Source organism: Mycobacterium kyorinense, from assembly GCF_001672775.1.
Classification (GTDB): Bacteria; Actinomycetota; Actinomycetes; order Mycobacteriales; family Mycobacteriaceae; genus Mycobacterium; species Mycobacterium kyorinense_A.
The window spans coordinates 1-19,020 of sequence record NZ_LZKJ01000097.1 but is presented as its reverse complement, the minus strand read 5'-3'; the positions used below and the strand labels follow the sequence as shown (position 1 = coordinate 19,020).

The 19,020-nt window shown below is 66.9% G+C and carries 14 protein-coding genes and 1 pseudogene; 6 read left to right on the top strand and 9 right to left on the bottom strand.

Annotation, left to right across the window (positions count from 1 at the left end):
• The 8 genes and pseudogenes from esxG to A5707_RS10675 form a co-directional block, all read right to left on the bottom strand.
• Positions 1–76: pseudogene (gene esxG / locus A5707_RS23795) on the bottom strand (type VII secretion system protein EsxG); the annotation flags it as partial.
• A gap of 50 nt (positions 77–126) precedes the next feature.
• Complete coding sequence (locus tag A5707_RS10705; protein WP_065014467.1) at positions 127–1,578, bottom strand: PPE family protein; 1,452 nt, start codon at positions 1,576–1,578, stop codon at positions 127–129.
• 3 nt (positions 1,579–1,581) lie between these two features.
• The gene (locus tag A5707_RS10700) at positions 1,582–1,890 is read right to left on the bottom strand and encodes a PE family protein (protein ID WP_065014466.1); all 309 of its coding nucleotides are present in this window, start codon (positions 1,888–1,890) and stop codon (positions 1,582–1,584) included.
• A 24-nt stretch (positions 1,891–1,914) separates the two neighbouring features.
• The gene (gene eccCa / locus A5707_RS10695; protein ID WP_065014465.1) at positions 1,915–5,868 is read right to left on the bottom strand and encodes a type VII secretion protein EccCa; all 3,954 of its coding nucleotides are present in this window, start codon (positions 5,866–5,868) and stop codon (positions 1,915–1,917) included.
• The gene (eccB, locus tag A5707_RS10690; protein ID WP_065014469.1) at positions 5,865–7,436 is read right to left on the bottom strand and encodes a type VII secretion protein EccB; all 1,572 of its coding nucleotides are present in this window, start codon (positions 7,434–7,436) and stop codon (positions 5,865–5,867) included. The genes eccCa and eccB overlap by 4 nt, the downstream gene beginning before the upstream one ends.
• Positions 7,433–9,274 (bottom strand): type VII secretion AAA-ATPase EccA, encoded by a 1,842-nt coding sequence (eccA, locus tag A5707_RS10685; protein WP_065014464.1) that lies wholly within the window; start codon positions 9,272–9,274, stop codon positions 7,433–7,435. The genes eccB and eccA overlap by 4 nt, the downstream gene beginning before the upstream one ends.
• Before the next feature lie 653 nt (positions 9,275–9,927).
• Complete coding sequence (locus tag A5707_RS10680) at positions 9,928–10,833, bottom strand: class I SAM-dependent methyltransferase (RefSeq protein WP_065014463.1); 906 nt, start codon at positions 10,831–10,833, stop codon at positions 9,928–9,930.
• A 59-nt stretch (positions 10,834–10,892) separates the two neighbouring features.
• Complete coding sequence (locus A5707_RS10675) at positions 10,893–11,783, bottom strand: oxygenase MpaB family protein (protein ID WP_065014462.1); 891 nt, start codon at positions 11,781–11,783, stop codon at positions 10,893–10,895.
• Positions 11,784–11,855: 72 nt separating this feature from the next.
• Between A5707_RS10675 and A5707_RS10670 the strand changes: the two genes are divergently transcribed.
• The gene (locus A5707_RS10670; RefSeq protein WP_065014461.1) at positions 11,856–12,503 is read left to right on the top strand and encodes a TetR/AcrR family transcriptional regulator; all 648 of its coding nucleotides are present in this window, start codon (positions 11,856–11,858) and stop codon (positions 12,501–12,503) included.
• Between the two features lie 16 nt (positions 12,504–12,519).
• Here A5707_RS10670 and A5707_RS10665 read toward each other — a convergent pair whose 3' ends face one another.
• On the bottom strand, positions 12,520–13,095 hold the full coding sequence (locus A5707_RS10665; RefSeq protein ID WP_065014460.1) for a VOC family protein: 576 nt from the start codon (positions 13,093–13,095) through the stop codon (positions 12,520–12,522).
• Between the two features lie 159 nt (positions 13,096–13,254).
• Here A5707_RS10665 and A5707_RS10660 point away from each other — a divergent pair, with 159 nt between their 5' ends.
• The 5 genes from A5707_RS10660 (at position 13,255) to A5707_RS10640 (ending at position 18,845) form a co-directional block, all read left to right on the top strand.
• Positions 13,255–13,893 carry a TetR/AcrR family transcriptional regulator gene (locus A5707_RS10660; RefSeq protein WP_197495303.1) on the top strand — a complete coding sequence of 213 codons (639 nt, stop codon included), beginning with the start codon at positions 13,255–13,257 and terminating at the stop codon, positions 13,891–13,893.
• A 1-nt stretch (position 13,894) separates the two neighbouring features.
• Positions 13,895–15,028, top strand: coding sequence for an alpha/beta hydrolase (locus A5707_RS10655; protein WP_065014458.1), 1,134 nt, complete (start codon positions 13,895–13,897; stop codon positions 15,026–15,028).
• Positions 15,025–15,975 (top strand): 2-hydroxyacid dehydrogenase, encoded by a 951-nt coding sequence (locus A5707_RS10650; protein ID WP_065014468.1) that lies wholly within the window; start codon positions 15,025–15,027, stop codon positions 15,973–15,975. The genes A5707_RS10655 and A5707_RS10650 overlap by 4 nt, the downstream gene beginning before the upstream one ends.
• Positions 15,976–16,010: 35 nt before the next feature.
• On the top strand, positions 16,011–18,209 hold the full coding sequence (locus A5707_RS10645) for an acyl-CoA dehydrogenase (RefSeq protein WP_065014457.1): 2,199 nt from the start codon (positions 16,011–16,013) through the stop codon (positions 18,207–18,209).
• 129 nt (positions 18,210–18,338) lie between these two features.
• The gene (locus A5707_RS10640; protein ID WP_065014456.1) at positions 18,339–18,845 is read left to right on the top strand and encodes a DinB family protein; all 507 of its coding nucleotides are present in this window, start codon (positions 18,339–18,341) and stop codon (positions 18,843–18,845) included.
• Positions 18,846–19,020: the final 175 nt, after the last annotated feature.

Sequence of the window (19,020 nt, the reverse complement as noted above, 5' to 3'; positions counted from 1 at the left end):
GCATCAACCCCGCCTTGGCCGCAAACGCCGACTGCGACGCCACCAACTGCGGAATATGGGCATCCAACAAACTCATCACTCACATCCTTTCATCGATTTCCAGTCATCGTGATACACCGTTCTGTGTCAGTTATGTTCTCCCCCTTCGCCATTGGTGCCGGTAGCCGCATCGGACTGCCAGCTTCCCGGCACCATCGGCATGGCCGGGCCCGCGCCGAAACCATTGCCGGCCAGTGTGGTCAGTCCCGCCGCATCGGCGATGGTGTCCTTATCCAACGTTCCGGCAAATCCCAGCCGTCCCGCCCCGTTGTCCGACGCCACCGTGGCGGCCACCGGCTCCTTGACCGGGTCTGCGCTCCAGTCCGGGTCCACTTCGACGTTCATATCGGCGAACTCGTCGGCGTGGTCGTAGAGCGCGGCACGTCGGCGCCGTCGGGCCCGCGACTTCTGCCGGCTCGACACTCCCGCGGCAGCGGCGGCCGGAATGTGGGAAGCCGGCGCTTTGGCGCCCTCACGGTCATGCAACGTCGGGCCGGGTCCACCCGCGGGGCCGAAACCTGCCACCGCATAACCGAAACCCGCCGTCGCCGGTGCGGCGGCCGGCGCGGCACCGGCCGCCGCACCGGCTGCGGGAGCCGAGGCCGGGGTTGCCGCCGGCGTGGCCACCCCGGGAGCCAGTCCGGCGACCGGCATGGCTTGAGCGGCCGCGGTGACGGATGGTCCCACGACCGCGGGCACGGCCATCGCCACCGGGGGCGTCATCGTCATCAGTGAATTGACGCCCAGGCCGATGAGCAGCGGCAGCAGAATCGGAGCACTCAAGATCATCGCCCAGGTCGGCCAGCCGATCAGGTTGAAGAACACTTGATAGCCGACAAAGAACGCGAGCACCAGGGGGTTCGCCAGCAAAAACGGGAAGACGTCCTTGAGCTGGTTGAGCATATCCCTGAGGGATCTCAGAAGATCCGAGAGCCACGACTGTGGCTGCACGGGTGCGTTGCTCTGCAACGTCGACGCGTTGTTGCTTTCTCCCACACCGGGTTTCATCACTTGCGGCGCGGGAGTGGTGCGCGGGGCGGAGGCCAGTGCCGTGCCGGACACCGCGTGGTAGGTGGCCATTGTGGTGGCGGCCTGAATCCACATCCGCACGTAGTCGGCCTCGTTGAGCGCAATCGGGATCGTGTTGACGCCGAAGAAGTTGGTCGCCACCAGCACGCCGTGGATCATGTGGTTGGCGGCCAATTCGGGCAGCGTCGGCATCCCGGCCAACGCGACGGTATAGGCGGCCGCCGCGGTCTCGTGCTGTGCGGCCGCGCCGGCGCTGTTCGCACTGGCCAGCGTGAGCCAGGCCAGATACGGAGCATGGGCGGCGACATACTGCTCAGCGCTTGGGCCGACCCAGCTTCCGGCCTGCACCGCGCCCAGCACGGTGGTGAGTTCTCCTGCCGCCGAGGCGTACTCGGTACTCAACGACGTCCACGCCGCCGCGGCCGCCAACAGCGACCCTGGTCCCGGACCGCTGCTCAGCAACGCCGAATGCACCTCCGGCGGTGAGGCCATCCAGATCGGCGCGAACATTTGTCAGCCGCCGGCAACCAGGTAGGACGAGGCCGCGGTGGCATCTCCAACGGCATAGCTGACCCCCGACTGTCCGACACCGACACCGGAACGGCCGAGCTCTTCGACACCCTCGGCGGCCACCGCGGCATGCTCGCTGCCCTGGGCGCTGAATCCCACGGCGGTCTGCAGTGAGACCGGATCAGCCGCCGCAGGCACCACCGCGGTGATCAACGGGGCCGCGCCTGCGTGCGCTGCCGCGAGCCGGGCGGTGATCGCTTCGACGGCAGCGCTGGCTGCGGCGAGACCTTCGGGAACAACTTGCAGCGTCATGGCAGGTACTCCTTTCGACGAATCTCATCGACCATCAACGGCCACCCTCTCCTCAACGAGCGGATTGACCAACTGCACATACGTGGGACTGTCGCTGTCGCCCAACAGGATTGCCCGACCGGCGGGCAACCGATCGAATCGCTGACCGCGGATCTTGCCCCCGTCGGCCGGATTACCGGACAACATCAGTGTGGTCGCCTGCAGATCGTTGAGCCTGCGCATCAGCGGGCTGGTCATCAGCGCGTGCGCCGATCCGGTGGCCCGGGCAGTGACGATCACCCGGAGACCCAGATCGCCGGCCTGGGCCAGCAGGCCGATCAGGTTGGTCCACGGCCGCTGCCCGATGTAGGGCCCGGTCATCGCCGGGGTGTCCGGGATCTGGTCGACGTCGTCGATGATCAGGTAGTGGGTGTGGCCCTGATATGACCACCCGCTCAGCTCGGCTGCCGACAGCCCCGCCGGCGGCCGGCGCTGCTCGATCAGCGCCGACAGGCCGAGCATCGCCGGGATGACCCGGTCGATGTTGGCGGTGTACTCGTTGTCCGGGAACAGCGGCTCGTCGACAAGGTGCAGTCGGCGGTCCAGCACGGTGAACGCGACACGATCGGCTGTGCTGTGCTCGCGGATGGTGCGGATGATGTGGCGCAGCAGCGTGGTCTTACCCGACTTCGTGTCACCGAGGACCAACAGCAGTGGGTTTTCGGCGAAGTCGAGTTCGACTGCGGCCAAGTCCTCTTCGCGCTGGCCGATGACCACCCGATCCGGGCCTCGAGAGGTGGCACCGACTGCGGCCGGCGTGAGGTTGGTGGGCAGCAACCGCACCGGTGGTGCCGACATTCCGGGATGACGCGCGTTGATTTCGCCCACCTGAGCCAGGTCCGGGGCTGCGAACAAGAAGTGCTCGGCGGCCATGGTCAGACCACGACCGGGTTGGTCGGGCGGCACCGCCTCGGCCGGGCGGCGCAGCGCGCCCACGACGCGGACGTTGCTGTCGCGCGGGTCGTGCAGCTTGAGCTCCAGCCGCAACCCGAGCCCGTCCCGCATCGCCAGCGGAACCTCCAGCCAGCTCGGGGTGGTGATGATCACGTGGATGCCGTAGGCCAGGCCGACGTTGACCAGTTCGGTGACCTTGGCCAGCAACGGGTTTCGGGTGTTGAACTGATCGGTGTTGTCCCGGCTGAACGCATAGAGGTTGTCGATCACCAAAAACACCTCGCCGAACCCGTCGTCGGGCGCGGACTCGTGCCGGTTCCGGAACACCTCGCGCTGTTGCCGCAGCCGCAGCAACTGCTCGAGTTCGCCGAAGGTGCGACGGATGCGCTCCGGTTCCAGCGGCGAGGCCACACTGCCGACATGCGCGAGATCCTCGAGGGCCCGCAGCTGGCCACCGCCGTAGTCCAGGCAGTAGAAACTCACCTCGGCAGGTGAGTGCAGGTTTGCGGCCGAGAGGATGAACGTCTGCAGCGCAGTCGATTTGCCCGACTTGGCGCCCCCGTGGATCACCATGTTGCCCGCGGCCGATCGGGCGTCGAACACAAGCGGGTCGCGGCGCATCTCGAACGGCTTGTCGATCTCGCCCAGCGGCCAGCGCCACTGCCGTTGCGGCACCGCCGCGCGGGCCAGCACGGTGCTCAGTGGGATCGGGTCATCGAGCGGCGGCAGCCACAACTCGGGCGCGCGCGGCCCGTAGCGCGCGAGCTGGTCGCCGATCGTGGCGATCAATTTGCGCGGCGGCCCGGTCTGCTCATCGTCGTCGCTGCTGGCGATCACCGTGTTCTGATCCGGCTCGACTCGGCCGGCCGGGAACAGCTTGGGCTCGGGAACAGCGTGCACCACAAGGGTCTTGGCGGCCCGCGGTGGATCGTAGATGCCGTCGACGTAGGTGCTGCGGAACTTGATCGGTGCCGCCCCCGGCGCCGGCACCAGGAAGCCGACGCCTTTGTGCTCCTTGCCGGATTCGATGTGATACGCGTCCTCCACACCGATGATCTGTCGCGAAACGGCGGGGCTGGCCACCTTCAGCCCGATCCGGTAGGAGGTGTTCTTGTCGATGTCCTTGATCTTGCCGATGTCCAGGGTCTGCGAGGCGAACAGGATGTGGATGCGGAACGAGCGACCCTTACGAGCTACGTAGTCGAACAGTTCGGCGTACTCGGGATGGTCGGCGAGCATCAGCGTGAACTCGTCGGCCACCACGAACAGCGTCGGGATCGGAGCCAGGTCGTGGCCGGCTGCGATCGCATTCTCGTATTCGGTCACCGAGTTGAATGCGCTGCCTTGGACCTGCCGTCCCGCCTCACGCAGCAGCATTTCTCGACGGGCGACTTCGCCGCGCAGCGTGTCGGCAAACCGGTCGGCCAGCGCCTTCTTCTCGGCCATGTTGGAGATGACCGCGACAACCTGCGGGAAGTGCCGGAAAATGTCGGCGCCGGCCTCACCCTTGAAGTCCGCGTAGATCACGATCAGCCGATCGGCTGAGTGAGTCGTCAACAGCGACAAGAGGATCGACATCAAGGTCTGGGACTTCCCGGCGCCCGTCATACCGATCATCAGGCCGTGCGGGCCCATCCCGCCTTCGGCTTCGTCCTTGAGGTCGAAGATCAGCGGCTCACCGGTCGCGGTGACTCCGACCGGGACCCGCAACTCGTCGTCTCGGCGGCGCGGCGCCCACAACGTCGGCACGTCGAGCCGGGAGGCATCGGGGATTCCCAGCAACGTGGTGAAGGTGGCACCGCGGGTGGCCGCCGACTGCAGGCCGCTGTGTGTCGGGTTGGAATCCCACCGGGACAGCCGGCGAGCCAGGTGGCCGGCGTCGTCGGCACCGAAACCGTCGGCGGTGTCGATGTAGCGCTGCCAGCCACCGGTCTGCCAACGCTCGATGACACCGTCGGCGATCCGCAGGATCGGCCGTTCGGGATCGGAATACTGCTCACGATGCGGCGCTTTGGTCGATCGGTGCACCACCGTGACACCGGCCCGGCCGAAGGCCAACGGCGAGGCGTTCAGGTCGTAATCGGGATCGTCGACGACAATCAGCAAGTGCCGCAACGTGTCCGCTGGTGTACCGGTGAACGCCGGACGATCAGCCAGTGCCGGAGCCAGTAGTGAGATCAGTTCGTCCGGCCGCGCAGACAGGTAGCGGGCGGGACCGACGCCGTCGAGCTCGCCGGGAATGTCGGCGTGCGGCAACCACTTCAGCCAGGACCAGTGCGGCGCCTCCACATCGGGGGTAGCCAGCGCGATCCCGAGCACGGTGGGGTCATGCCAGGTCACGGCCTGAGCGATCCACGCGCGCAGCGCCGCGTGCACCTCGTCCCGATCGCCGAGCACGGTGATCCGCGAGACCTTGGTCAGGTCGATACCGGCTGGAACATCGGAGACAGTCCGCTGGGTGTCCAGCAGGCTGCGTAATGCGCTGTGCGACACCGGTTCCAGATCGATCTCGTCGGCGGTGTCGTTGACGCGCAGTGCAGTGTCCAGCGGCGCCGAGTGCAACCCGGCCCGCAGCACCAGGAAGTCGGCATCGTGTGGGTCGCGTTCCCACTGGCGCCGTGAACCGGGGATCGCGGCCAGTTCGACCGGGTCGGGGTGCGACCACTGCGCAGCGGCCCGCTGCTCGGCGGCCTGCGCGCGGATGTTGTCACGGACCACCGACAGGTAGCGCAGGTAGTCAGCGCGCTCGGCATCGACTTCCTCGGTGCGCATCTTGTTGTCGGTGCCGCGGTACAGCGCAGTTGCGGCCAGCAGCAGCACGAACGGAAAGAACAGGGTCTGCGGGGAGATCACCCGCATCCCGGTGGCGACCATCGCGACGATCATCCCCACGATCAGGATCACGATGACCACCGGCAGCGCCCGCCGCAGCATCGACGGCGGTATGGCCCGCTGCAGTTCGGGCGGCGCCTCGATGTTGATGGCGCCCTTGCGGGTCGCCGGCGGTGGCAGCCGACGGCGGGCCTCGAAGATCAGTCGGCTCATCGTGTCTCCAGCTCGGCGTTGGCGGTCCGGCCGGGCTTGGCGTCGGGGGCCAAGCCGTCGTGGGCCAGCAGCGCGTCGGCGCGCGACAGTGTCGGGCCGGGCGCGAACAATGACAGCACCGACCACGGGATGGGGGTCGGGGGTGGAGTCAATCCAAGTGCTTCAACAGTTTTCGCGCGGCCCGTGGAATCGGTGGCTTCGTTGTCGATGCCGTAGCGCACACCCGTGTCGGAAATCCAGAACAGGGACCCGGCGGCCGGTGACGCCGCGTCTTGACCGACGGTCTGAGTGAAGTAGCCGCTGCCGGGCGCCAACGCGACGCGGGTGGCAACGCCGTTGGTCCCGGCGCCGACCAGTTCGCCGGTGTGCACCGCCTCGGGTATCGGAAGTGCCGAGCCCGACAACAACGTCAGCGAGTTGGTGGCGGCCCCGGCGGCCTTGCTCCAGTTGACGCACGTCACCGGGTCATGGGCGGCGTCGACCAGGCTGATCCGCTGATGCGGATAGCGGTCGGTGTCGAGCATCCGTGACACCGGCAGCCGGGCGACCTCGTCGGCGCCCAGTCGTGGCGGCTGGTCCAGGCCGTAGGAGTTCGCGTTGCGGAGCACCGCGGCCAGCACCGGCGAAATCGGCTGCAGCCCATCGGGCAATACCGCGTAGTACAACACCGAGTTGTCCGCCGCGTAGGCGACGACGACGGCACCGATCGGCGCCGGGGCGGACAGTCCGTATGCCGGTGGGTTGCCCGCCTCGGGGATCGCCGGTGCGGTCAGGGCCGGCGCTTCGGGAATCGCATTGAACAAGCCCGCGGCGATCGGCCGGGGTTTGGGCACCTCCGCGCCGAAGCCCAGCGCACCGGTGACGGCCCGGTCGGCCAGATCGATGCGGCTGCGTCGGCCGTCCCAGAGCAGCCACGTGCCGGTGGGGTTGGCGGTCAGGATCGCCCGGCCCGCCGGAAGCAGCGCGGCACGCGCGCCGCTGGTTTCCAGGGGTCCTGCGATCACCGTGACGCCGGTGGCCGGCCCGCCGACGCCGTCGCACACCGTCCAGTCCGCGTCCTTGGCGGTGTTTTGCACCATCCGCTCGGGAGCGCCCGGGATCCCGATCAGGTTGCCGCGCGGAAACTTGTCCAGCTCACTGCTTTTCACCGTAGTGGGATTGACCGGGCGACCGGCGATGAGCCGGGCCGAGGTCAGGTTGAGCACCGGGTGCAGCCGGTCCCCGACCCGCACGTACAGCGCGGCGGTGGACCGGTCGGCCAGTACGGCGTTGTTGGCCGCCGACCCGTTGGGCCGGATCAGCGAGAACACGAAACAGCCGACCAGCAGGGTGACGCCGATCAGCACCCCCATCATCACCGCGCGGGTCTGGGTGCGCAGCGGGTCGACGAGCATCCGGGTGTCATGCAGGGCAACACCGGAGGCGATCCGGCGCATCACGAACCGCCAGCCGGTCACCTGGTGGCGGGTGACAAAGCCGCGCCGGTAATCCACCTTGTCGGGGTTGTCGTTGACCGGGGTGCGCGACGAGAACGAGCGCCGCTCGTCGTCGAGTTCGGGGTTGCTCATGCCGGCTCCCACAAGTTCAGGCCACGCAGCAGCGGCTCCACCGAGTTGCTGACATCAGGAGCGGTAATCGTCATCAACTCCTCGTCGGTGAATTCACCGCTTTCGGCTTTCTCCGAGTGGTCCAACCGGAATTCCCGTTCCTCTTCGGATCTTTCGACGGTGTTACGAACGAAGCGGCCGTTACCGGCGATGTCGAGGCTGCGCCGTTGCACCCCGGCCGCGTCGGGTCTCGTCGAGTTAGCCAGCCGGTCGAACAACGCCTCGAGATCGTCGAGTGCGGCCTGTTCGAAGACGCTGTCGCGCTTGGCCGCCATGTGGGTGGCGATTTCGACCAACTCCGAGGCCGAGTACGACGGGAAGTCGATATTGCGGGTGAACCGTGACCGCAGACCCTCGTTGGTGTCGAGGAACCGATCCAGGTCGGCCCGATAACCGGCGACGATGACGACCAGGCGATCGCGGTCGTTTTCCATCCTGGCCAGCAGCGTGTCGATCGCGACCAGGCCGAAGTCGTTCTTGGCGCCGGTGGCCACCAGCGCGTAGGCCTCGTCGAGGAACAGCACCCCGTCCAGCGCGCTGTCGATGATCGCGTTGGTCTTGGCCTCGGTTTCACCGATGTGCTGGCCGATCAAGTCGGCGCGATGCACCTCTTTGATGTTCTCTTTCTTCAAAAGCCCGAGGCCGCAATAGATTTTGGCGACGACGCGGGCAATGGTGGTCTTACCGGTCCCGGGTGGGCCGGTGAAGACCAGGTGGTAGGTGCGTTGCGCCACCTCCAGGCCGCGCTGCTCGCGCAGCAATCCCATCGCCACCGAACTCTTCAGCCGCTGCACCTGGTTTTTGACTTGTTCCAGACCGATGAACTCGCTGAGTTCGCGTTCGGCCTCCGCCAGCAGCGCAGCCTTGCGTTCGTGGGCTTCGGGGTCGATGAAATCCTCGGCGCCGGGTTCGGTGTGGGGATCCCACGGGTCGGTGCGTGCGTCGATGCGGGCCGCGGTGGTGGTGACGATCCCGAACGTGGGATCCGACAACGCATGCTCGACCTGGTCGTTCTCCGGGTTGGCCGCGTAGAGATCCTGCAGCACCTCCCGGGCGGTGTCCTCGTCGTCGTCGGCCCGCAGCGTCAGCGCTTTGGCCAGCGCACCATCGACTGCGGCGACGGCGACCGGACCATCGGGCTCTTCGAGGTACGACAGCGCCGGGGCGAACATGCCGAGCCGGGCCAACGCGATACCCAGGGTGATCTTGGCGGCGTGAGCATAGGTCTCGTCCAAGTCGGCGTCGTTGACGATCGGGGTCAGCAACTTGACGACATCCGACCACCGCTCGGCGCGGTACTGGATTGCGACCGCAACCCACCGGGCGTCGAGCCAGCTCGGCCGGCGTTCGGTGACATCGATGACCACCTGGTGGGCCTCGGCGTATTTCCCGTCGGCGGCCAGCGCGGCGGCGTAGGCGAGGTGGAAGCCGTCGGGCTCGGTGGCGCGGAACTGCAGATACAGCCCGGTGTCGTAGCGGAAGCCCAGGGCGCCCGGCGCCAGCTCGACCTGTCTCTGCAGTACGCCGGCGGTGGCCGCGGTCCGTGAAACGGCTTCCAGCACATGGGCAGACACATCGCCGGCAGCGGCCAGCCCGGTCCAGGCATCGCACTGGTCGTATGCGATGCGGGTCAGCGCGGTGAACCCGGACTTGGCGGCAGTCAGGTCGGCGGGGCGACGCCGGTCATAGACGGTCAGCCCCAACGCCCGGCAGCAGGTGGCGAATCGACTGATGACGTCATCGTCGACGCGGACCGCTGCGGGCCGGGTCGCGAGCGTGCCAGTGTCAGCGCTTTCCACGACCCCGTCGCCTCCCCTCCGTAATAGCATTGCCTAAGCTAACTTCGCTGAAGTTAGCATTGCTTAAGCTAAGTGTCGAGATCGCCCCTTGGGGCCACGGCGTGGCCTCGCTCACCCGCGGACGCGGACGCTCCTGCTGCACATCAGCAGCCATGGCAGCCCCCTTTCGAGATTCTTCGAGGTTCACAGCCGAGGCTCGGTCGGACGAGGTCGCGTCGGTCGGCACGATACTCCGCGACGGCCGTTAATGAAAATGAGTGTCATTAGCGTTGAGGCGCGCGGCAAAGCGGACAAAGTGGTCGGCGTCCTCAGAGTCGGTGGCGCATAGGGAATCACCAGAAGGCTATGGGCAGTCATTCGGCCGGCTCCAAACCGTCGTGGACCGGCCCAACAGGTAGTCGGTAGCAGGCGCCCTTCGGTTCCATCGCTCCCTATTCCTTCTCCGGCTTCCCACTCGCCAGCGCAGTGCTCGGCGACCTGAGTAGGCATCGCCGCCGAGGGGACCCCGGGTGGGTATCAGGACAAGAGCCTGGTCGGCAAGAGCGGACCGAATCGCCATTTAGAACTGCAATTAGCGGATCATATACGGCTTAGCGCTCCGCATCTACGGAGATAGATGCGCGCTTTAGCAACAGCCTGGGTTGCGGTGGCGTTTAGGCCTTGACGGCGCTGACCAGCGTATTGCGAGCGACCATCGGACCGGCTTCTGTGTCCGGTCCCGGCACTGGCCTGCCGACGTCACGCAGGTACTCGGCCAACGGGGTGGGCGTGGCGGACCAGCCGCGCTCGCCGAACCACTGCTCGGCCGGTGCGCACTGCTCGTTGTAGACAAGCTGAAAGAACAGCCGCGGGTCACCTTGGGCCGTTGCGGCCTTCTCTTCTTCGAGGGCGGCGGCGAAATAGTCGTCAGGCAATGGAGCGCCGTCCTCGACAGCCAGGTGCGAGCCCGGCGCGGCCAGCGCGTCGATCCCGGTGAACAGCTGATGCTGCGCGGCGGCCGGGAGATAGATCAGCAGACCCTCGGCAATCCAGGCGGAGGGCTTGTCCGGATCAAACCCGCTGTCCCGCAGCGCTTGCGGCCAGTCGTCGCGCAGGTCGACGGCGACCTCGCGGCGCTCGGCACGTGAACTGGCGCCGTGCTGGTCGAGCACGCCACGCTTGAAATCGAGAACCTCGGGGCGGTCCAGCTCAAAGATCGTCGTCCCGTCGGGCCAGGGCAGCCGGTAGGCGCGGGAGTCCAGCCCGGCAGCCAAGATGACCACCTGGCGGACACCGTCGTCGGCCGCGCGCCGGAAATAGCCGTCGAAATACTTCGTGCGCGCGCCCTGGAAATTGACGAAATGCTCACCGAACTCGGGTGTTTTCAGTTGGTGGTCGGGAACGTCGCCGTCGAGCACACCGGCCCAGTCACCGCCCACGGCGCGGCAGAAGATCTCCGCGAACGGGTCGACAACCAGCGGCTCGGGCTTTTGCGCCTCCAAAGCTCGAGCGGTCGCCACGAATAACGCGGTCGAACCGACACTCGTTGTGATGTCCCAGCTGTCGCCTTCGGTACGCACTCAACCGACCTTACGCCCGTGCGCCAGGCGTCAGTCCCGCTGGGGCCCAAGCGCAATCGTCAGACCAGGGGGCGGCCGGACTTGATCCGCCGGTCCAAGTCCCACAGCAACACGTTGAACGGGAACCGCCGGATAAAGCCGGGCAGAAGTTTGTTGACAGTGCGCAGCACGCCCATCAAGCGGTCGAACCGCCGCTGCTTGGCGGCGTCCCAGGGGAGCTGCATCTCGTCGCGGAAGCGTTGCGGCAAAAAGCCGGTGGTGATCAGCAGCGCGGGCTTCTCGGCCCAGCGTTGCAGCGGACCAGGCAACGTCATGCCCCGCATCCGTGACGCGGCGATCGGATACAGGTAGTCGCGCACGGTGTCGTCGATGTGCACCTTGTCTACCGATTCCTGCCAATACTTGTCGAACGCGGCGCGGTCGGCCGGCCACATTTCCGGTGGCACCTGCAACGTGGTACCGAGCACCATGCCCTCGCGGTAGTGCTGTTCGGCGTCGGCTTCGTCGATCTCGCCGATGAAGGTGCGATAGAAATCGACGCCACCCTTGTAGAGGCATGCGGCCACCCACAGCTGCAGCTCCGGGTCGAAGGCGTTGTATTCGACCGGGCTATCCGACGTCGAGTAGACCTCGGCGTGCGCACGGTTGACCGCCCGACGAAACGCAGCTTTCTGGGCGTCACTGCCGGCCATCGCCACCGCGAGGTAGGTGAACGTGGTGCGGGCCCGCTTGATGGGGTGCAAGTCCACCCGGCCGCTTTCCACCCGGCTCTCCACGACTCCGTAGCCCACACCGGGCCGGGCCAACTGCATGATCACGTTGGCCGGGCCGAGTAGCAGCGCCATGCCCATCAACTGGTCGTCGATGCGGGGGGCCCGCTTGGGGCGGCGGCGCGCCAGTGCCGGTACCGGCGGATCGCTGACCGGTCGTTCGACGTGTTGGGTTGTCATCGCCTACCTGCTCCGCTAATTCTGATAACACTTGTTTCCCGATATTGCCGCTCGGCTCACCGCGATGTCAAGATGGGACGCATGGCCGCGACGGAGACGACGAGCGCCCGCCCGTACCGCGGGGTCGAGCCGGCCGACCGGCTGGCCGAGCGGCGGGGACGGCTGCTTCGGGCCGGCCTGGACTTGCTGGGGGCCAGCGAGCAGGAGTGGTCAGAGTTGACGGTGCGCGCCATCTGCCGACGAGCCGGGGTGACCGCCCGCTACTTCTACGAGAGCTTCGCCGACAAAGATGCGTTCGTCAGTGCGGTGTTCGACTGGGTGGTAGCCGATCTCGCGCACGCAACGCAGGCTTCCGTCGACGCGGTGTCCCCCGACCAGCAATCCCGCGCCGGGATGAGCAATATCGTGCAGACCATCTCCGGTGACCCGCGCGTCGGGCGCCTGCTGTTCAGCGCACACTTGACCGACCCGGTGCTGGTGCGCAAACGCGTGGAATCCACCGCACTGTTCGCCACGCTGCTGGGTAGGCACGCCGGTCAGGTCTCGCGGATCCCGGAGAACGACCGCATCGCGGCCGCCGCGCACTTCGTGGTCGGCGGGGTCGGGCAAACCATCAGCGCCTGGTTAGCCGGCGCGGTGTCGCTGACCCCCGACGAACTCGTCGAGCAACTCACCACGACCCTCGACCGGCTGGCCGATCCGGCGTTGTATCGCGACTGAGCCCCGGCGCTACCCGCTAGTTGCCCACCGGCACCCGCCGGTCCGCGGCCGTCTTGGGTTCCGTCCGCGCATCGCTCTCGCCGAATTCTTTCGTCCAGCAAGCGAACTCAAGCGTGATGCCGTCGGGGTCCTGAAAGTAGAACGACCGCACGTACACACCGGGATGCACGGTGGCCGAGACCTGCATCTCGCTCTCGTCGTGGTTGAGCACCGGACCGACCCGCACGCCCTTCTCCTTGAGCCGCTTGCGGTAGTCGTCGAACTTCTCAGCCGGCACATGGAAGGCCAGGTGGTTCATCGTGCTGACGGCACTGGTGATCTCGCCGATCCCGGGGATCGCGGCCGGCGACGAGATGCCCGGCACCCGGTCGGCCGCTCCGGCGAACCAGAAGAACGCGACGCAATCGCCGTTGCCGGCGTCGAAGAAAAAATGTTGGCCCTGGCCACCCGGCAGATCCAGCGATTTGACCAACGGCATGCCCAGCACATTGCTGTAGAAGTCCACCGTGCGGGCCATGTCCGAACACACCAGCGCGACGTGATTGATGCCGCCGAGTTCGAATTCGGTGTTGGTGTTGTGCGGCTTGATCATCTTCCGACTCCCGTTCGTCGGCGGGTGGATTGCCGATTCGTGGCGAATACCCAAAACTGAATCTAACATCAGATTCAGTTCTCTTCCAGGGGTCGCGAGGGTCGCAGGGGTCGCAGGGGTCGCGGGGGTCGCGAGGAAAGGAGCCGTCCGGTGTCAGCTGTGTCCGAGCAATCCGGCGCACGCGTCGAGTTACCGACGCATCGCGGCCGGCGGACACAGGCCGCCATTGACGCCGCCGCCCGTGCCGTCATCGCTCGCAAGGGAATCCTCGCCGCGACCATCGCCGACATCGCGACCGAAGCGGGCCGATCGACGGCATCGTTCTACAACTACTACGACTCCAAAGAGGCCATGGTCCGGCAGTGGGCGTTGCGGTTTCGCGACGAAGCCAACGACCGTGCGAAATCGATCACCCGGCATGGTCTTTCGAACCGCGAACGCGCCCATCAAGCCGCTGCCGCGCACTGGCACACCTACCGCCACCGGCTCGCGGAGATGATCGGCGTGTCACAGCTGGCAATCATCAACGACGACTTCGCGCAGTACTGGGCCGAAATCTGTGCGGGACCGATCGCCTTCATCGCCGAAACCGTGCGGCGTGCGCAGGGCGACGGCTACTGCCCCGACGACGATCCGCAATTGGTTGCAGTCGCGATCGTGGCGATGTTCAACCAGTTCTGCTATCTGCAGCTGAGCGGCGCCCGCTCCGACGAGGCCGGTGAACCCGACGACGAGGCCTGTATCAGGACGCTGGCCAACATCTTCTATCGAGCCATCTACTCCAAGGAGGTCGACTGACGTGACTCGCAACACCGGAGCACCGGGCGTTCTCCGCGAATTCGTCGGGCTACCATCACCGACCGCCCGCCGCGCCGGCGCCGGGGGGCACCCCTGCCAAGGCCTGTATCACCGCGGTGTGGGCCGCAAGCCCAAAGTGGCGCTGATCGCCACGCACTACCAAATCGACTTCTCCGAGCACTATCTCGCCGACTACATGGCCACCCGCGGCATCGGGTTTCTGGGCTGGAACACCCGGTTCCGCGGTTTTGAGAGCAGCTTTCTCCTCGACCATGCTCTCGTCGACATCGGCGTCGGCGTCCGCTGGCTTCGTGAGGTCCAAGGTGTGGAAACGATTGTGCTACTGGGCAACTCCGGCGGCGGCTCGTTGATGGCCGCCTACCAGTCGCAAGCCGTCGACCCGAATGTGACGCCACTGCCCGGTATGCGGCCCGCGGCTGGATTGACCGAGTTGTTGCCCGCCGACGGGTATGTCGCCAGCGCGGCCCATCCCGGGCGCCCCGACGTGTTGACCGCATGGATGGACGGCGCCGTCGTCGACGAGAACGACCCTGTCGCCACCGACCCAGACCTCGACCTGTTCGACGAAGACAACGGTCCGCCCTATTCACCGGAGTTTCTCACCCGCTACCGCGCCGCGCAGACGGCACGCAACCACGCCATCACTGAATGGGCCGAAAAAGAGTTGAAACGCGTTCAGGCCGCGGGGTTTTCCGACGTCCCCTTCACTGTGATGCGGACCTGGGCCGATCCCCGGATGGTCGATCCGAGCATCGAGCCCACCAAGCGTCAGCCCAACATGTGCTATGCGGGCACCCCGGCCAAGGCGAATCGTTCCGCACACGGCATTGCGGCGGCATGCACGCTGCGCAACTGGCTGAGCATGTGGAGTTTGCGAACCGCGCAGACCCGAGCCGAACCGCATCTGAGGCGCATCACCTGCCCCGGGCTGGTCATCAACGCCGAAGCCGACACGGGCGTGTTTCCGTCGGACGCGCAACGCATCTGCGACGCGTTGGCCGGCACCGACAAGTCACTGTGCACCATCGATACCGATCACTACTTCACCACGCCGGGTGCGCGCAGCGAGCAGGCCGACACAATCGCCAAGTGGATTGCCAAGCGGTGGCGCTGAGAGTTCTCGCCCACTTCGTTCCCGGTGACAAGGTGCTGGATTTCGTTGCGCCGGAGGCGGACTGGTTGGATATCCGGTGGTGCGCCGAGGACGACGACGACAGCTTCTACCGTGAGCTGCCCGAAGCCGAGGTGATTTGGCATGTGCTGCGGCCGCTGTCTGGAGCCGATCTGCGGCGCGCGCACCGACTGCGCCTGGTGCACAAGCTCGGGGCCGGAGTCAACACTATCGACGTCGAGACCGCCACCGAGCGCGGCATCGCGGTGGCCAACATGCCGGGCGCCAACGCGCCGTCGGTGGCCGAGGGAGCGGTGCTGCTGATGCTGGCCGCCCTGCGCCGGCTGCCCGCGCTGGATTGCGCCACCCGCGACGGTCGCGGCTGGCCGGCCGACCCGCGGCTGGGCGAAACCGTGCGCGATATCGGCGGCTGCACCGTCGGCCTCATCGGGTACGGGAACATCGCCAAACGGGTCGAGCGGATCGTGGCGGCGATGGGCGCGGTCGTGCTGCACACCCGCACCCGCGACGACGGACTGCCGGGCTGGCGGCCGCTGGTTGAGCTGTTGGCCGCCAGCGACATCGTCTCGCTGCACCTGCCGTTGACGGCCGACACCCGCAGTCTGCTCGACCGTGACCGGCTGGCCCGGCTGAAGCCGGAAGCGGTGCTGGTCAACACCTCGCGCGGCGAGATCGTCGACGAAGATGCCCTGGTAGAGGCGCTACGCGGCGGCCGGCTGGCCGCCGCGGGTCTGGACGTCTTCGCCGTCGAGCCGCCGGCAGCCGACAGCCCGTTGTTGAGGCTGGCCAACGTCGTCTTGACACCGCACGTCAGCTGGTACACCGCCGACACCATGCGCCGCTATCTCATCGAAGCCGTCGCCAACTGCCGGCGGCTGCGCGACGGGCAACCGGCCGCGCAGGTAGTCAATCAACCAACCGGTTATTAAATTGAGGGGACGACGGTCCCGAAGGAAGGCGAGCAATGCCGATCGCGATAACTTCTGAGCATCAAGACCTGGCCGACTCGGTGCGGTCCCTGGTAGCGCGGGTAGCGCCGTCGGAGGTGTTGCATGCCGCGCTGGAAACGCCGATCGACAACCCGCCGCCCTACTGGCAGACGGCCGCCGACCAAGGCTTGCAGGGCGTGCACTTGGCCGAGGCCGTCGGCGGGCAGGGTTTCGGCATCCTCGAACTGGCTGTTGTGCTCGCCGAGTTCGGGTACGGCGCGGTGCCCGGTCCGTTTGTGCCGTCGGCGATTGCCAGCGCGCTGATCTCGGCACACGACCCCGACGCCAAAGTGCTGAACGACCTGGCCTCGGGCGCCGCCGTCGCCGCTTACGCGTTGGATTCGGGGCTGACCGCCACCCGCCACGGCGACGGATTGGTGATCCGCGGCGAAGTGCGGGCGGTGCCGGCGGCGGCTCAGGCGTCGGTCCTGGTGCTCCCAGTGGCGATCGACAGTGGCGAGGAATGGGTGGTGCTGCGCGCCGATCAACTCGAGATCGAACCGGTGCAGAGCGTGGACCCGCTGCGTCCGATCGCCCACGTCCGCGCTAACGCCGTCGAGGTCGGTGACGATGCGGTGCTGAGCAACCTCAGCATGACGCTGGCGCACGCGCTGATGTCGACCTTGCTGTCGGCCGAGGCCGTCGGGGTCGCGCGGTGGGCCACCGACACGGCGTCGGAGTACGCCAAGATCCGCGAACAGTTCGGCAGACCGATCGGTCAGTTCCAGGCCATCAAACACAAGTGCGCCGAGATGATCGCCGACACCGAGCGGGCCACCGCGGCCGTCTGGGATGCTGCCCGCGCGATCGACGAAGCACGCCAAAACGATTGGGACGTACAGGCATCGGCGGTCGAGTTCGCGGCTGCGGTGGCGGCGACGCTGGCACCGGCCGCCGCGCAGCACTGCACGCAGGATTGCATTCAGGTGCACGGCGGCATCGGCTTCACCTGGGAACACGACACCAACGTCTACTACCGGCGCGCGTTGATGCTGGCCGCCTCCTTCGGCCGCACCTCCGAGTACCCGCAGCGGGTGGTCGACACCGCCACCGGCACCGGTATGCGCAAAGTCGACATCGACCTGGATCCCGACACTGAGAAACTGCGAGCCGAAATCCGCGAGGAAGTGGCTGCGCTCAAAGCGATCCCGCGCGAGGAGCGCAACGCCGCGATCGCCGAAGGCGGATGGGTGCTGCCGTATCTGCCGACACCGTGGGGTCGCGCGTCCAGCCCGGTCGAGCAGATCATCGTCGCCCAGGAGTTCAGCACCGGCCGGGTCAAACGGCCACAGATCGGTATCGCGTCGTGGATCGTCCCGTCGATCGTCGCGTTCGGCACCGAGGAGCAGAAGCAACGGTTCCTGCCGCCGACCTTCCGCGGCGAAATGATCTGGTGCCAGCTGTTTTCCGAGCCTGGCGCGGGTTCCGACCTGGCAGGGCTGACCACCAAGGCCACCCGCGCCGACGGCGGCTGGCGCATCACCGGCCAGAAGATCTGGACCACCGCCGCGCAGTTCTCGCAGTGGGGGGCGCTGCTGGCCAGGACCAACCCCGATGCTCCGAAACACAATGGGATCACCTACTTCCTGCTGGACATGAACAGTGAAGGGGTGGAAGTCAAACCGCTGCGCGAGCTCACCGGTGGCGCGATGTTCAACACCGTCTTCATCGACGACGTGTTCGTGCCGGACGAGTTGGTGCTCGGCGAGGTCGACCGGGGCTGGGAGGTGAGCCGCAATACGCTGACCGCAGAACGGGTTTCGATCGGCAGCAGCGAAGCGCCGTTCCTGGCCAACCTCGACCAGTTGGTCGAGTTTGTGCGCGACGGTCAGTTCGACCAGGTCGCGCAGAACCGGGCGGGGCAGTTGATCGCCGAGGGCCACGCCGCCAAGCTGCTCAACATGCGCTCGACGCTGCTGACGCTGGCCGGGGGTGACGCGATGCCCTCGGCGGCCATCTCCAAGCTGCTGTCGATGCGTACTGGTCAGGGCTATGCCGAGTTCGCGGTGTCCACCTTCGGCGCCGATGCCGCGATCGGCGACCCGGAGCAGCTGCCCGGCAAGTGGGCCGAGTATCTGCTGGCCAGCCGGGCCACCACGATTTATGGCGGCACGTCGGAGGTGCAACTCAACATCATCGCCGAGCGGCTGCTGGGCCTCCCCCGCGACCCGTAGGCCCTTTCTGGCGCGAGCGTGCGTGTCCCCGGTCGACACGCCGAAGCTTTCACCGTTTCTGCGCACGCTCGCGCCCGCGCGGCAAGCCTGCAGCACCGATGCTCGTCGGCCGGTGCTAGGTTCGCCGGCATGACCGAAGCCCCGCCCGATCGCCGCAACCGTGCGGATGGCAGCGAGCGCGAGACCCTGGAGTCGTTCCTCGACGACTACCGAGACATCGTGGTACGCAAGGTTTCCGGTCTGTCCGACGCCGACGCCCGTCGCCGCTTGGTTTCGTCACCGACGACGGTGGGCGGGTTGGTCAAGCACCTACGCTGGGCGGAATACGGCTGGTTCGATCAGCTGCTTCAGGAGCGGATCAGCGACAACCGCCGCACGCATGACCGGGCATGGGAATTCGAGTTTCTTCCTGAGGAATCACTGGCCACGTTGGTCGCGGATTACCGAACGCAGTGCGACGAGTCGCGACGGATAGCGGCGCGCTACCCGCTGGATCACGCGGTGCCGCATGTCCGGCTCGGACAGGTGTCGCTGCGCTGGATGTACGTGCACATGATCGAGGAGACAGCCCGTCACACCGGACAGCTCGACATCCTGCGCGAACAACTCGACGGCACAACCGGTTTCGCCGGGTAGGCGCGTGGGCGCGAGCGTGCGCAAACCCGGGAATTGGCCCGGCGTGTCGACCGGGGACACATTGCTCCTATGTCAAGCGGCTGCGTGAAGGTCGGGTTGTTGGCGGGTTTGGTGGTCGGCGTGTAGGCGACGAAAGACGTTGCGGGCGAGGTGGCGTTTGAGGCAGCGCAGGGCC